The sequence below is a fragment of the Actinoplanes palleronii genome, from assembly GCF_016862315.1.
GTDB lineage: Bacteria > Actinomycetota > Actinomycetes > Mycobacteriales > Micromonosporaceae > Actinoplanes > Actinoplanes palleronii.
On sequence record NZ_BOMS01000031.1, the window covers coordinates 41,649 to 55,092 of the forward strand.

At 70.2% G+C, this 13,444-nt stretch carries 12 protein-coding genes; 2 read left to right on the forward strand and 10 right to left on the reverse strand.

Annotated elements, in window-relative coordinates; translation table 11 throughout:
- Positions 1-18 precede the first annotated feature (18 nt).
- The 9 genes from Apa02nite_RS11600 to Apa02nite_RS11640 all read right to left on the reverse strand — a co-directional run bounded on the left by Apa02nite_RS11600 (position 19) and on the right by Apa02nite_RS11640 (position 9,047).
- Positions 19-612 (reverse strand): type 4a pilus biogenesis protein PilO, encoded by a 594-nt coding sequence (locus Apa02nite_RS11600; protein WP_203825053.1) that lies wholly within the window; start codon positions 610-612, stop codon positions 19-21.
- A complete protein-coding gene (locus Apa02nite_RS11605; protein ID WP_203825054.1) occupies positions 612-1,316 on the reverse strand; it encodes a PilN family protein in 705 nt (234 codons plus the stop codon). Before Apa02nite_RS11605 ends, Apa02nite_RS11600 begins: the two co-directional genes overlap by 1 nt.
- On the reverse strand, positions 1,313-2,338 hold the full coding sequence (gene pilM, locus Apa02nite_RS11610; RefSeq protein WP_203825055.1) for a type IV pilus assembly protein PilM: 1,026 nt from the start codon (positions 2,336-2,338) through the stop codon (positions 1,313-1,315). The genes Apa02nite_RS11605 and pilM overlap by 4 nt, the downstream gene beginning before the upstream one ends.
- 40 nt (positions 2,339-2,378) lie before the next feature.
- Positions 2,379-3,164, reverse strand: a complete 786-nt coding sequence (locus tag Apa02nite_RS11615; protein WP_203825056.1) for a prepilin peptidase — start codon at positions 3,162-3,164, stop codon at positions 2,379-2,381.
- A gap of 73 nt (positions 3,165-3,237) precedes the next feature.
- Entirely contained in the window at positions 3,238-3,762 is a 525-nt protein-coding gene (locus Apa02nite_RS11620; RefSeq protein ID WP_203825057.1) for a prepilin-type N-terminal cleavage/methylation domain-containing protein, read from the reverse strand.
- A 130-nt stretch (positions 3,763-3,892) separates the two neighbouring features.
- On the reverse strand, positions 3,893-5,125 hold the full coding sequence (locus Apa02nite_RS11625) for a type II secretion system F family protein (RefSeq protein ID WP_203825058.1): 1,233 nt from the start codon (positions 5,123-5,125) through the stop codon (positions 3,893-3,895).
- Positions 5,126-5,127: 2 nt separating this feature from the next.
- A complete protein-coding gene (locus Apa02nite_RS11630) occupies positions 5,128-6,246 on the reverse strand; it encodes a type IV pilus twitching motility protein PilT (RefSeq protein WP_239164258.1) in 1,119 nt (372 codons plus the stop codon).
- Positions 6,247-6,326: 80 nt separating this feature from the next.
- Entirely contained in the window at positions 6,327-7,994 is a 1,668-nt protein-coding gene (locus Apa02nite_RS11635) for a GspE/PulE family protein (protein WP_203825059.1), read from the reverse strand.
- Positions 7,995-8,063: 69 nt separating this feature from the next.
- A complete protein-coding gene (locus tag Apa02nite_RS11640) occupies positions 8,064-9,047 on the reverse strand; it encodes a GlxA family transcriptional regulator (protein WP_203825060.1) in 984 nt (327 codons plus the stop codon).
- 47 nt (positions 9,048-9,094) lie between these two features.
- Here Apa02nite_RS11640 and Apa02nite_RS11645 point away from each other — a divergent pair, with 47 nt between their 5' ends.
- Positions 9,095-10,384 (forward strand): MFS transporter, encoded by a 1,290-nt coding sequence (locus Apa02nite_RS11645; RefSeq protein ID WP_203825061.1) that lies wholly within the window; start codon positions 9,095-9,097, stop codon positions 10,382-10,384.
- Between the two features lie 188 nt (positions 10,385-10,572).
- On the opposite strand, the gene Apa02nite_RS11650 is transcribed toward Apa02nite_RS11645, so the two are convergent.
- On the reverse strand, positions 10,573-10,887 hold the full coding sequence (locus tag Apa02nite_RS11650; RefSeq protein WP_067689029.1) for an STAS domain-containing protein: 315 nt from the start codon (positions 10,885-10,887) through the stop codon (positions 10,573-10,575).
- Between the two features lie 95 nt (positions 10,888-10,982).
- Here Apa02nite_RS11650 and fxsT point away from each other — a divergent pair, with 95 nt between their 5' ends.
- A complete protein-coding gene (gene fxsT, locus Apa02nite_RS11655) occupies positions 10,983-13,403 on the forward strand; it encodes an FxSxx-COOH system tetratricopeptide repeat protein (protein WP_203825062.1) in 2,421 nt (806 codons plus the stop codon).
- The last annotated feature ends 41 nt before the right edge of the window (positions 13,404-13,444 follow it).

A 13,444-nucleotide genomic window follows, 5' to 3' on the forward strand; every position in this document is an offset into this window, starting at 1 on the left:
CGGCCCGGCCGCGCCGGTCTAGTTGGTGGTGGTCACCGCGGTGGTCGTGGTGGCGACGTTGCGGAAGACGGTCAGCGCGAGGGACAGCTCGCTGCCGGCAAACCCGTCCGCCTTGACACCGTTGACCGTCAGCGTCGCCGAGTTGATCAGCGCCGCCCGCGGTTGCGTGTTCTGCAGTTGCTTCACGAGCTTGCTGATGTTGTCGACCTCGCCGGTCGCGCTGAGCGCGATCGACAGCTCCTCGACCGTGGCCACTGCCTTGGACGTGCTCCGGCCCGAGGCCGTGTACGCGTTGACGTCGACGTGCAGCTCGGTGCCCATGGTCTGCAGCTGCCGGAGGAACGCGGGAATGCTGTCGCTGGTCGGCAGCGCCTTGTTGTAGGTGTCCAGCGTCGCCTTGTAGTCGGGCAGGTTGGCGTTGTCCGCCTTCAGATCGGCCAGCTGCTTCTTGAGCTTGGAGAGCTGGGTGGTGGTGTCCTCGGCCTGGCTGCGCACGTCGGACGCCTCGGCGTACTTCGGGTTGATCATCAGGAACCAGCCGGAGACGACCAGGAGCGCGATCAGGGCCAGGCCGCCGAACAGCCAGATACGGTCGGAGCGCAGCGCGCCCATCAGTTACCTCCGGACGAGCACTTGATCTTGCTGAACTTGCCGCAGAGTGCCTTGTCGGTGATCGAGACGGTCAGCTCGAAGCTGACCGTGGACGTTCCGGACTCGTCCTCGGCGCTGTCGGTGCCGGAGACGGAGGTGACGAACGGGTCGGCGATCCCGTCAGCCTTGAGCTTGGCGAGCAGCTCGATGTATTTGGCGACCGCCTTCTTGTCCGGCGCGTTGCCGCTGATGGAGAGGGTGCCGATCTCGTCGCCGCCGGTCGGGGTGGTCGACATCTCGCCGCCGATCTCGGTGGTCTGCGCCTCCGCCTCGGCCCCGGTCGAGCGCACCAGGTCGAGCAGGATCTGCCAGGAGAGATCGTTCGCCATCAGTTTGGCCAGCTGACCCGACATCACCGTGTTGCTGTTCTTCGTGGTGGTCAGGTTGGTGTACTGGTTCTGCTGCCGCTGCACCGCGGCCACCTGCCGGGTGGCGTCCTCGAACTCCGACTCGGCGTCCCGCTTCGTCGTTGTCGCGTTCCAGTACCAGCCACCGAGCATGGCCAGGACCAGAACGACAGCGATCAGCACGACGGTCCGGGTGCGCCGGGCCCGCCGGCCGTCGCTGATGTCCCGGGGCAGCAGATTGGCCCGGATGGGCAGGATGCGGGTGGCATGCTGCGGTGAGGCCGCCGGGTCCACCGGCATCAGCGCGGTCGTGGTCATCGGGCGGCTCCCAGGGTCAGGCCGATCGATACGGCCGCCGACGGTACGAAACTGTCGAACCCGCGCTCCCGGGCCCGGCGGGTGTCGCGCAGCCGGGAGGTGCAGTCCGCGTACATCACCCCGATGCCGAGCTGCTCCTGCAGGTGCTCGGCGAGGCCGGGCATGAGCGCGCCGCCGCCGGACAGCGCCAGGCGGGTGACCTGCTTCTGCCGCTCGCCGGAGGCCAGGTAGGTGAACGAGCTGCGCAGTTCGCTGGCGAGCGGGCGGACCGCGTCGGCGATCGCGGCCACGCTGTCCGGGTTGCCGTCGCCGTGCAGGCCGTACCGGCACTTGAGCTCCTCGGCCTCGTTGGCCGGGACGCCGAGCCGGGTGGCGATGCTGTCGGTGATCTCCGAGCCGCCGCGCGGCAGGGTCCGGACGAACAGCGGCTCACCGTCGGCGTGCACCACCACGCTGGTGATGTCCGCCCCGATGTCGACGATCGCCTCGACCTGGGCGTCCAGCCGGGAGGCGGCGCGCAGCAGGGCGAACGACGCCAGGTCGACGCCGGTCACGTGCAGGCCGGCCTTCTCCACCGCCTGGACCAGGCCGAGCACCGCGTCCTTGGGCATGGCGATCAGCAGACCCCGGACGTTCGGGTTGTCGCCGGGCTGCTCCAGCGGGTAGAAGTCCAGCAGCGAGCGCTCGACCGCGAGCGGGAGCGCGTCCTTGACCTGGAACGGCAGGGCCTGGCGCATCTGGCTGGGCGGCAGGTTCGCGATCGACATCTCCCGGACCACCAGCTGCGGGTTGGTCACGCCGAGGGTGACCCGCTTGGTGCCGAACCGGGAGGCGGCCCAGAGCTGCTTGAGCGCGCTCGTCACGGCCGCCTGGTCCTGCACCACGCCGCCGTGCACAGTGCCCGGCTCGAGCGGGATCTGGCCGAAGTTGATCAGCGAGTAGTCGTCCTTGGTGCGACGGACCTCGACAGCCCGGATCGAGGACGAGCCGATGTCCAGCCCGATCGGTGTTGCGCCAGCCATCGGTTTCCCTTCGTGCCGCGGTTCTTACGGGGGCTATCGGTCAGTACGCGGAGGCGCTGAGCAACGTGCCGTACCAGTCACTGATCGGCACCGCGGCGAAGACCGCGAGGAAAGCGCCGGCCAGCATGTACGGCCCGAACGGGATCCGGCTCTTTCGCCCGGCGGACCGGGTGAGCAGCAGGACCGCGCCGGCCAGGCCACCGAGCAGGAAGCCGGCGAACGCGCCGATCGCCACCGCGCCCCAGCCGAGCCAGCCGAGGTAGAAGCCGAGCAGCGGGGCGAGTTTCACGTCGCCGCCGCCCATGCCCCACGCGCCGAGAAGGCGATAGAGCAGGTAGAGCAGGACCGCCGCGACCGCGCCGCGGAGCAACGCGCCCGGATCGCCGGTGAGCAGCGCGGCCGGGACGAGCAGGGCGACGGCCACCGGGTACGAGGGGAGGACGATCTTGTTAGGGAGCCGCATCACGTCCAGGTCGATCAGCGCCAGGGCGATCGCGATGGCCGCGAGGTAGAGGTAACCGGGCAGTTCCCAGGACCAGCCGAACCGGGCTGCCACCGCGACGAACAACACGGCGGTGCCGGCCTCTACCAGGGGATACCGGGCGCTGATCGGGGTGTTGCAGTCCGCGCACCGGCCGCGCAGCAGCAGCCAGCCGAGCACCGGGACGTTGTGCCGGTTGCGGATGGTGTGGCCGCAGTTCGGGCAGTGCGAGCCGGGGTGGACGAGTGACTCGTCCCGCGGCACCCGGTGGATCACGACGTTCAGGAACGAGCCGATCGCGAGACCGAGCACTCCGGCGATGACCAGCAGCGGGGCCAGTGGCATCTCATGCTCCTCTCCGGCGGACGTGGGCGGGTGACGCCACCGTGGTGGCGCCACCCGGTCACTGCTGGGTGGATCAGGCGCCGGTGCAGGCGGTCTGGGCGACGGTGACGCCGCTGGCGGTCTTGACCGATCCGCCGTTGACGCTCTTGTACACGTAGACCTTGCCGCTGCCGCCGGCGTTGGTCGCGCAGAGCACGTAGCTGCCGTCGGCAGTGATGTAGACGTAGGTCAGCTGGGTCTTGTCGGAGACCGTGATGGTGCCGACCACCGTGGTGCCGACCTTGAGGTCGACCTTGGTGTCGGTCACCGCGCTGGTGCCCGAGCCGCTGGTGATGCTGCTGAGCGTGCCGGCCGGGTACGCGTTGCCGTTGCTGGTGTAGTACTGCTCGATCGCACTGATGGCGCCACGCACGTCGGACTGGGCCGACTTGTCCGCCGCACCCTGGCGGTAGTTCAGATACACCGGCACGGCGATCGCGACCAGGACGCCGATGATGACCACGACGACCAGGAGCTCGATGAGGGTGAAGCCCTCGTCGTCCTTCTTGGCGCGGAGCTCGGCCTGCTTGGCGATCATGCGGTCGATGACGTTGTGCATGGTGGGGTGCCTCCATGGGCGAAGAGGGGTGGAGCGGGGAAGGGAGTGTCGGGCTCGGGTGCCCGGGGCGGTGCCTCCGGCCGTCGGGAGCGGCCGGGTATTTCCTCGCGTGCTTCTTCGCACGCCGGGGTCAGCTCGACTGGATGTTCTGGTAGATCGTGAACATCGGCAGGTAGAGGCAGACGACCATGCCGCCGACCACGGCGCCCATCACGAGCACCATGATCGGTTCGATCGATGCGGCCAGCGACTCGGCGGCGCTGTCGACTTCTCTGTCGTAGAAGTCGGCAACCTTGTCGAGCATCTGACTGATCTGACCGCTTTCTTCCCCTACTTCGATCATTTGCGTGACCATCGCGGGGAAAACCTTGTGATTGCGCATCGCCGAGGACATCGGCTGGCCGTTGCGCACGGTGCCCTGGATGTCCTGCATGGCGATGTTGATCACCTCGTTGCCGGTGGTCTCGCCGACCACGGCGAGGGCCTGCATGACCGGCACGCCGACGTTCAGCAGCAGGCCGAGGTTCCGGGCGTACCGGCTCATGGCGAGCTTCTGGAACAGCTGGCCGAAGACCGGCATGCGGAGTTTGAGCTTGTCCACCTTCAGCCGGAAGTCGGCGCTGGCCCGCAGCTGCCGCTTGTAGGCGATCGCCGTGCCGAACCCGATGCTCAGCGCCAGCGGCCCGATCCACCACATGTTGTGGCTGGTCGTGACGAGGAACTGGGTGATCGCCGGCAGTTCGCCGCCGAGATTCTTGAACATGCCTTCGAAGATCGGGACGATGAAGATCAACATCGCCGCGATCAGTACGAACGTGAAGCCCAGCACGATCGCCGGATAGGTCAGCGCGCTCTTGATCTTGCCGCGGAGCGCGGTGTCCTTCTCCAGGCTGTCGGCGATCTGTTCGAGCGCCTTGTCGATCATGCCGCCGGTCTCGCCGGCCCGGATCATCGCGATCATCAGGCGCGGGAAGATCCGGTCGTGCTTGGCCATCGACGTGGAGAGCCCGTTGCCGGCCGACACGTCCGCGCCGACCTCGGCGATCGCCTTCTTCAGTGCCGGCGACGAGGTCTGCTCTTCCATGATCGACAGCGAGCGCAGCAGCGACATGCCGGACGAGGTCATGGTGGCGAACTGCCGGGCGAAGACCGCCAGTTCCTTGAGCTTGACCTTGTTGCCGAACCCGGGGATCTTCAGCTCGCGCTGCAGCCCCTGCCCGGCCTCGATCAGGCCGAGCGGCGTCTCGCCACGCTGCTTGAGCATGTGGGTGGCCGCCGCCTCGTTGGGGGCCTCGATGGTCCCCTTGGCCTTCTTGCCCGAGGCGTCGACGGTGTTGTACGCGAACGTCTTGTTGTTGGCCATCGTCAGCTCCGCCCGACGAGCCGTTTGAGCTCCTCCGGCGAGTGACTGATCTCGGTGGCGGTCTGCATGGTGATGACGCCTTCCCGAACCTTCTCGGCCAGGTGCTGATCGAAGGCGAGCATGCCCTCGTTGCTGCCGGCCTGCATGAAGGACGGGATCTGGTGCGACTTGCCCTCCCGGATCAGACTCCGGATGGCCGGCGTCGCGGTCAGGATCTCGCAGATCACCGTCCGGCCCTTGCCGTCCGCCTTCGGCGCCAGCGCCTGGGTGATCACACCCTGGAGACTGGCCGCCAGCTGCGCTCGGATCTGCAGCTGCTGATGCGGCGGAAAGATGTCGATCACCCGGTCGATGGTCTGGGTGGCGCTCTGCGTGTGCAGCGTCGCCAGCACCAGGTGGCCGGTCTCGGCCGCGGTCAGCGCGGTCGACGTGGTGGTCAGGTCCCGCAGCTCACCGACCAGGATGATGTCCGGGTCCTGCCGCAGCGCGTGCTTGAGCGCGCTGGCGAAGGTCTCGGTGTCCGACCCCACCTCGCGCTGGTTCACGATGCTGCGCTTGTGCGGGTGGAGGAACTCGATCGGGTCCTCGATGGTGATGATGTGGTCGGCGCGGCTGCGGTTGGCCAGGTCGAGGATCGAGGCCAGCGTGGTGGTCTTTCCGGACCCGGTCGGGCCGGTGACCAGCACCAGGCCGCGCGGCAGGTGGGCGAAGCGGCCCACCGACTCCGGCATGCCCAGCTCGTCCAGCGGCTTGATCTTGTGGGGGATGGCCCGGAAGACCGCGCCGCATGAGGTGCGCTGCTTGTAGAGGTTGCCGCGGAAGCGGGAGACCCCGACGATGCTGTGCGCGAAGTCCATCTCCTGCTCGCGCTGGAACGTCTCCCACTGGGCCGGGCTGACCGCGGCGTGCGCCAGCAGCTCGGTGTCGGCGGCGTTCAGCTTGCCGTACCCGGGGATCGGGCGGAGCCCGCCGTCCACCCGCATCATCGGCGGGGAACCGACGGTCAGGTGCAGGTCCGAGCCGCGCGCTTCGACCAGCGTGACCAGCATCTGGTCGAGCACGGCGAGGTCGTCCGCGTTGGCGCCCGTCTCCGGCCGCACCTCGTGCTCGATCGTGTTCACTGTTCCCGCCCTTTCGTTACGTTCCGACGTTTGTTGAATCGGCACCGGACGGACCAGGTTTAGTAGCGGATCGGGTGCCGTCAGACTGCGACTCGGGACACCTCCCGGACCGAGGTCAGACCGCCGGTCGCTTTGGCCAGGCCGTCCGCGCGCAGGTCGTACATGCCCTGGGCGACCGCGACGTCGCGGATCTCACCCGAGGAGGCCCGCCGGATGGTCAGCGATTCGATCTCCGGGCTGATCGGCATCACCTCGTGGATCGCGATCCGGCCCTTGTATCCGGTGTTCGCGCAGTTGCGGCAGCCCACCGGGCCGTAGAGCACCTCAGGGAAGGCCAGGTCGTCGAGCGGCCAGCGGGCGCCGAGCACCTCCTGCTCGGTCGGCGTGTACGCCTCCTTGCACCAGTCGCAGAGCCGTCGCGCCAGCCGCTGGGCCAGCACGCAGTCCAGCGACGAGCCGACCAGGAACGGCTCGATGCCCATCTCGGTGAGCCGGGTGACCGCGCCGGGCGCGTCGTTGGTGTGCAGCGTGGAGAGCACCAGGTGACCGGTGAGCGACGCCTCGACGGCGATCTGCGCGGTGTTGCCGTCCCGGATCTCACCGATCAGCACGACGTCCGGGTCGGACCGCAGGATGGCCGGCAGCACCGCCGCGAAGGTCAGTCCGGCCTTCGCGTTCACCTGGACCTGGTTGACGCCGCGCAGGCGGTACTCGACCGGGTCCTCGACGGTGATCACGTTGACCTCGGGTTTGCTGATCCGGCCAAGGGTCGAGTAGAGCGTCGTCGACTTGCCGGACCCGGTCGGGCCGGTGACCAGCACCATCCCGTGCGGCTTGGTGAACGACGCGGAGAACCGGTCCAGGTTGTGCTGGGTGAAGCCGAGCTTCGCGATGTCCAGGTCGATGCCGCCGGTGTCCAGCACCCGGAGCACGATCTTCTCGCCCCAGACCGTCGGCAGCGTGGCGGTACGCAGGTCGACGGTGCGGTCCCGGATCAGCGCGGTGATCCGGCCGTTCTGCGGTATCCGCTTCTCGGTGATGTCGACGCCCGACATGATCTTGATACGGGAGGTCAGCGCCGCCGTCACACCCCGCGGCACGAGATCCACCTCGTGCAGCACGCCGTCGATCCGGTAACGCACCCGCATGTCGTCCTCGGTGGGCTCGAGGTGCAGGTCGGAGGCCCGGTTCATGACGGCCTGCTCGATCAGGCTGTTCACGTACCGGACGATCGGGGCGTCGTCCGCGCTGTTCTGCTGCGTGGCCATGCCGGCCGACTCGTTCAGCCCGGCGTCGGCCAGGTCACCGAGGTCGCTGTCCTCCCGCTGCAGCTTCTCGATGATCCGGCGGACCTCGCTGCGGGCCACCACGACCGGGCGGACCGTCATGCCGGTCGCCGCCCGGACGTCGTCGAGCGCCACCACGTCGGCCGGGTCGGTCACGCCGACCACCAGCTCGCCGTCGTTGATCGCCAGGCCGAGCACCCGGTGGCGCAGCACCACCGGCAGCGGGATGCGCTTGAGTGCGGTCGGGTCCGGGGTGAAGCCGACCAGGTCCAGGGTGTTGATCCCGAACGCGGCCGCCGCGGCCTGGGTCAGCTGCTCCTCGGTGACCACCTGGTCATTGATCAGAACCGCGCGTACCGGCCGGCCGCTGCGCTGTGCCTCCTCAGCCGCCGCGTCGATCGCGTGCGGATCGATGCCGATTTGCTTCAGCGCATCGAGCAGCGGTCGGAAGGTCTGATCCATGGAATCCTCAAGCGCGGCGGCACAGGCTATACACCCCTCCATCGGACATCCCGCCGCAAAACTGAGCCGCTACCCCGCGTGCCGGAACGTCCGTCGATATGCCGACGGCGCCACCCCGATCGTGGCGTGCAGGTGCTGCCGCAGCGCGGTGGCACTGCCCAGTCCGGCGCGCCGGGCCACCACGTCCACACCGAGGTCGGTCGACTCCAGCAGCAGGCGGGCGTGCTCGACCCGCTGGCGCAGCAGCCACTGCCGGGGGCTCGAGCCGGTCTCGTCGCGGAACCGGCGGGTGAACGTGCGCACGCTCATCCGGGCGTGCGCGGCCATCGACTCCAGGGTGACCGGCTCGCTCAGCCGGTCCAGCACCCAGGCCCGGGTCGGCTGGGTGCCGGCGCCGGCCGCGGGCGGCACCGGGCGTTCGATGTACTGCGCCTGGCCGCCGTCACGCCACGGCGGCACCACACACCGGCGGGCCGCCGCGTTGGCCACCTCGGCACCGTGGTCGCCGCGCACGATGTGCAGGCAGAGGTCCACCCCGGCGCCCACCCCGGCCGAGGTGAGCACGTCGCCGTCGTCGACGAACAGCACGTCGAAGTCCCAGTCGACCTGCGGGTAGAGCCCGCCGATCCGTTTCGCCCAGGCCCAGTGGGTGGCGGCCGGGCGCCCGTCCAGCAGGCCGGCCGCGGCCAGCACCGAGGCGCCGGTGCAGATCGACACGATCCGGGCGCCGCGCGCGCCCGCGGACAGCAGCGTGGCCCGGACCGCCTCGGGCAGGGTGCCGTCGGTGACCGGGCCGCCGGCGTGGATGCCCGGGATCAGGATGGTGTCGGCCCGCTCGGCGGCGCTCAGCGGATGGTCCGGGGTGACCGAGAAGCCGGCCTCGGTGCGGACCGTGCCCTCGCCGCAGTAGAGCAGCTCGTAGAGGCGGGTGCGCTCAGGCCCGGTACGTGACGAGCCGAAGACCTGTGCGGGGACACCGAGGTCGAACGGGACCACGCCGTCCATGACCAGGATGGCGATCACATGCGGAGTCATGGCTCGATTCTTGCGCATGATGGCCTTCCGGCCACTCGTGCGGACGTGCCGAGATCAGCAGAATCATGATCGTGAGACTTCGCCTGCATCCCGCCTGGTCGGTAGCCGCGGTCGCGTTCATCGCGCTGATCGGCGCGGCCGGCTTCCGGTCCACGCCGTCCGTCATGCTCGAACCGTTGCACAACGAGTTCGGCTGGTCCCTCGGCACGATTTCCGCCGCCGTCTCGGTGAACCTGCTGCTCTACGGCCTGACCGCGCCGTTCGCCGCGGCGCTGATGGCCAAGTTCGGCATCCGCCGGGTGGCCGCCGTCGCCCTCGGCCTGGTCGCGCTCGGCTCCGGGCTGACCGTGTGGATGAACTCCAGCTGGCAGCTGCTGCTCTGCTGGGGTGTGCTGGTCGGGCTGGGCACCGGCTCGCTCGCGCTGGGCTTCGTGGCCACCATCACCGGGCGCTGGTTCGTCAAGCACCGTGGCCTGGTCACCGGCGTGCTCACGGCGGGCGGCGCCACCGGCAACCTGATCTTCCTGCCGGTGCTGTCCCGGATCGTCGAGTCGAACGGCTGGCGGACCGCGGCGATCACCGTGTCGGTGGTCGCGCTCCTGGTCGTACCGTTGATTCTCTGGCGCCTGAGGGACCACCCGGTGGACCTGGGGGTGACCGCTCTCGGCGGGGTCACCGAGGTGCCGGCCAAGCCGACCGGCAACGCCGCCCGCACCGCGCTGACCGCGCTCCGCGACGCTGCCAAGACGCGGGCGTTCTGGCTGCTCGCGGGCGGGTTCGCGATCTGCGGGGCGACCACCAACGGCCTGGTCGGCACGCACTTCATCCCGGCCGCGCACGACCACGGCATGCCGAACACCACCGCGGCGAGCCTGCTGGCCCTGGTCGGCGTCTTCGACATCGTCGGCACGATCGCCTCCGGCTGGCTCACCGACCGGGTCGACAGCCGGATCCTGCTCGGCGGCTACTACGCGCTGCGCGGCCTGTCGCTGCTGGTCCTGCCGTCGATCCTGGCCGCGACGGCGCACCCCAGCATGCTGGTCTTCATCCTGTTCTACGGCCTGGACTGGGTCGCCACCGTGCCCCCGACGGTCACCCTCTGCCGCGAGTACTTCGGCGCCGCCGGCCCGGTCGTCTTCGGCTGGGTCTTCGCCTCGCACCAGTTCGGCGCGGCGATCGCCGCCACCGCGGCGGGCCTGGTCCGCGACCAGCTCGGCGCCTACACCTGGGCCTGGTACGGCGCCGGTGCCCTGGCCCTGCTCGCCTCCCTGCTGAGCCTGATGCTCTTCGCCGGCAAACACCTCAAACCGATCGCTCCGGGTCTAGGTCTGGCGGTCCCCGCAGCGAAGGCCTGACCCTCACGGTCCGCCATATCTGGTACGAATATGGAGCGCCCGCCCGCAGGCTACAAGCCGAGTCCCGTGATGGTCTCGCGCGACGTCCGCGCAGCGAGCGACCGCAGCGCGCCGCAAGGTCCCGGCTGTGCCTCAGGGGTGTCTCCGCAGCGCGGAGACACCCCTGAGAGCCAGCCACCATCCGGAAGCTATGGGGTGACCTGGACCACTTCCATCAGGCCGCTGAGGACCAGGATCTGGCGGACGTTGCTGGTCGGGCGGGCCAGCTGGAAGGCGATCGCCTGGTCGCGGGCCCGCTGGAAGCCGGAGATCAGCGCGCCCAGTCCGGTCGAGTCGATGAACGCGACGTCGGCCATGTCCACCACGATCTGCTGGGGCCGGCCGGCCACCGCCTCGCTCAGCGCCACCCGCACCTGTTCGACGGTGAGCACGTCTATCTCGCCACGCAGCGAGACGGTGGTGGTGCCACCGTCGGCATCCAGGCTCGTCACTTGTTCGATCACCGGGGGCCTTCCGTCTCGCCGGGCGTGTGCCCGCTTTGCTGTTGCGGGGGTTCCACGTACGGTAATCGGCATCACCAACACGTGAGGAGCACGGTGTGCCGATCCGTGGCGGTCTGCCGCCGCGCAATCCCCGCTTCGTAGGCCGTGAGGAACTCCTGACCCGCGTGCGTGGCCTGCTCGGCAACGGTCCGGTGGTGTTGCTGCCCAGTCCTGACCATCAACTGGGTGGTACGGGACGTACCCAGTTGGCGGTCGAGTATGCCTACCGGCACGCCGACAGCTATGACCTGGTCTGGTGGATCCCGGCCGAGCAGAACGCCGGGATGCGCGCCGCGCTCGCCGGGCTGGCCCAGAAACTCGGGCTACCCGAGGCGCGCGACCTCAACCGCACCCTGGGCGCGGTCCGCGACGCGCTGAGCCGGGGCGAGCCCTATCGGCACTGGCTGGTCGTCTTCGAGAACGCGAACCGGCCCGAGGACATCATGCCGTACCTGCCCTCCGGCGCCGGGCACGTTCTGGTGACCAGCCGCAACCCGCGCTGGACGGCCGAGGTGGCGCAGGCCCTGCCGGTGCCGGTGTTCGACCGGGCGGACGCGCTCGACCTGCTCGGCAGCCGGGCGCCGGAGCTCTCCGCCGACGATGCCGACCGGCTGGCCGAGCGGCTGGGCGACGTGCCGATCGCGCTCGACCTGGCCGCCGCGGTCCGTACCGCTACCGGCTGGCCGGTCAGCGAATATCTGGACCGGTTCGACCGGCACTCCGCCGAGCTCGCCTTCCCCACTCCGATCCGGGTCGCCTGGGGGCTGGCCGCCGGCGCGCTCGGCGAGGCCGCACCGGCCGACCGGGTGCTGCTCGAGCTGTGCACGTTCCTGGCCAGCGCCCCGATCTCCTGGCAGCTGCTCTGGGCGGCGCGCACCCTGCCGCTGGAGCCGGAGGTGGCCCGCACCGTCCGGGTGGAGCGCCGGCTGCGGACCGCGATGCGGCGGATCGCCCGGTTCGGTCTGGCCGGGCTGGACCCGTCCGGTGAGCGGCTCACCGTGCACCCGCTGATCCGCGGCATGTCCGGCCAGGAGCTCAGCTCGGAACGGCACGCGGAGCTGCTGCGGACCGTACGCGGGATGCTCGCCGCGGCGGACCCGGGCGACCCGGACAACCCGGCCGGCTGGTACCGGTACGCCGAGCTGGCCCCGCACCTGATCCACTCCGACCTGCTCGGCGGCGACGCCGAGGAGATCCGCCAGCTGGTGATCAACTGCATCCGGTTCCACTTCGCCCGCGGCGACTACGACTCCAGCCGGGAGCTGGCCGCCTCCGCGGTGGCCCGCTGGCGCGACGCGCTGGGCGAGTCCGCCGAGCAGACCCTGCTCGCCTCGTTCCACCTGGCCAACGCGCTGCGGGCGGTGGGCCGCGCGGCCGATGCCCGCAACCTCAACCTGCAGACCCTGCGCACCCAGCGGGAGGTGTTCGGCGCCGACGACGAGGCCACCCTGGCCACCGCGAACAGCGTCGGCGGAGACCTGCGGATGCAGGGCCACTTCGGCCAGGCCCGGCAGCTCGACGCGGACAACCTGGTGCGTTACCGCAGGCTCTTCGGCGAGAGTTTCCCGACCGCGCTGCGCTGTGCCAACAACCTCGGCATCGACCTGCGGCTGATCGGCGACTTCCGGGGTGCCCGGGCGCTGGACGAGCAGACCCTGCGGCACCGGCAGGCGATCTTCGTGGACGGCCACCCGGAGACCCTGGCGTCCCGGGCCGCGCTCGCCTACGACCTGTTCGGCCTGGGCGACTACGCCGGGGTCGGCGGGGTGCTGGCCGGGCACGCCGAGCAGGTCGCGCAGGACCATCCGTTCGCGCTCTGGGCCGGGCGGCTGACCGCGATGGCGGCGCACCGGCGCGGTGATCCGGCGGCCCGGGAGCTGGCCACCGCGAATCTGGCCGCCTGCCGGCAGCGGTTCGGTGACCTGAACGTCGACACGCTGGCCACCGCGGTGTCGCTGGCCAACTGCGCCCGGGCGGCCGGTGACCTGGACGACGCGCACGAGCTGCTGGAACGTGCGGTGATCCGGTTCCACGCGGTGCTCGGCGACGAGCATCCGTTCACGCTGGCCGCCTCCGCCGGGCTGGCCGGGGTGGTACGCGCCTCCGGCCGGTTCGCCGAGGCCCGCACCATCGACGAGGAGGTGCTCGGTGGGCTGCGGCGCAGCGTCGGCGCCGACCACCCGTTCGCTTTGAGCTGCGCGAACGGTCTGGCCGGCGACCTGTTCGCGGCCGGCGAGGCGCAGCCGGCCCGGGAGCTGGCCGCGGACACCCTGCGCCGGTCCCGGGTGGTCCGCGGCGCCGACCACCCGGACACGGTGGCCTGCGCGTGGAACCTGGCGCTCGCCGACGACGACGAGGCGGCCCGGCAGCAGGCGCTGGGCGCCCTGGCCAAGGCGTACGGCGACGGCCACCCGGTGTTCCGGGTGACCGCCGCCGGCCATCGTCTGGAGACCGATATCGATCTGCCGCCGCTGTAAAAGCCTTGGTAAAAGCCCCTTCACCAGCCGTCCCTCGGAAG

Coding starts and splice junctions, on each gene's coding strand:
- Apa02nite_RS11615 (WP_203825056.1), bottom strand. CDS start 3,164: ATGCCACTGGCCCCGCTGCTGGTCATCGCCGGAGTGCTCGGTCTCGCG.
- Apa02nite_RS11640 (WP_203825060.1), bottom strand. CDS start 9,047: ATGCGCAAGAATCGAGCCATGACTCCGCATGTGATCGCCATCCTGGTC.
- Apa02nite_RS11605 (WP_203825054.1), bottom strand. CDS start 1,316: ATGACCACGACCGCGCTGATGCCGGTGGACCCGGCGGCCTCACCGCAG.
- Apa02nite_RS11635 (WP_203825059.1), bottom strand. CDS start 7,994: ATGGATCAGACCTTCCGACCGCTGCTCGATGCGCTGAAGCAAATCGGC.
- pilM (WP_203825055.1), bottom strand. CDS start 2,338: ATGGCTGGCGCAACACCGATCGGGCTGGACATCGGCTCGTCCTCGATC.
- Apa02nite_RS11600 (WP_203825053.1), bottom strand. CDS start 612: ATGGGCGCGCTGCGCTCCGACCGTATCTGGCTGTTCGGCGGCCTGGCC.
- Apa02nite_RS11625 (WP_203825058.1), bottom strand. CDS start 5,125: ATGGCCAACAACAAGACGTTCGCGTACAACACCGTCGACGCCTCGGGC.
- Apa02nite_RS11620 (WP_203825057.1), bottom strand. CDS start 3,762: ATGCACAACGTCATCGACCGCATGATCGCCAAGCAGGCCGAGCTCCGC.
- Apa02nite_RS11645 (WP_203825061.1), top strand. CDS start 9,095: ATGATCGTGAGACTTCGCCTGCATCCCGCCTGGTCGGTAGCCGCGGTC.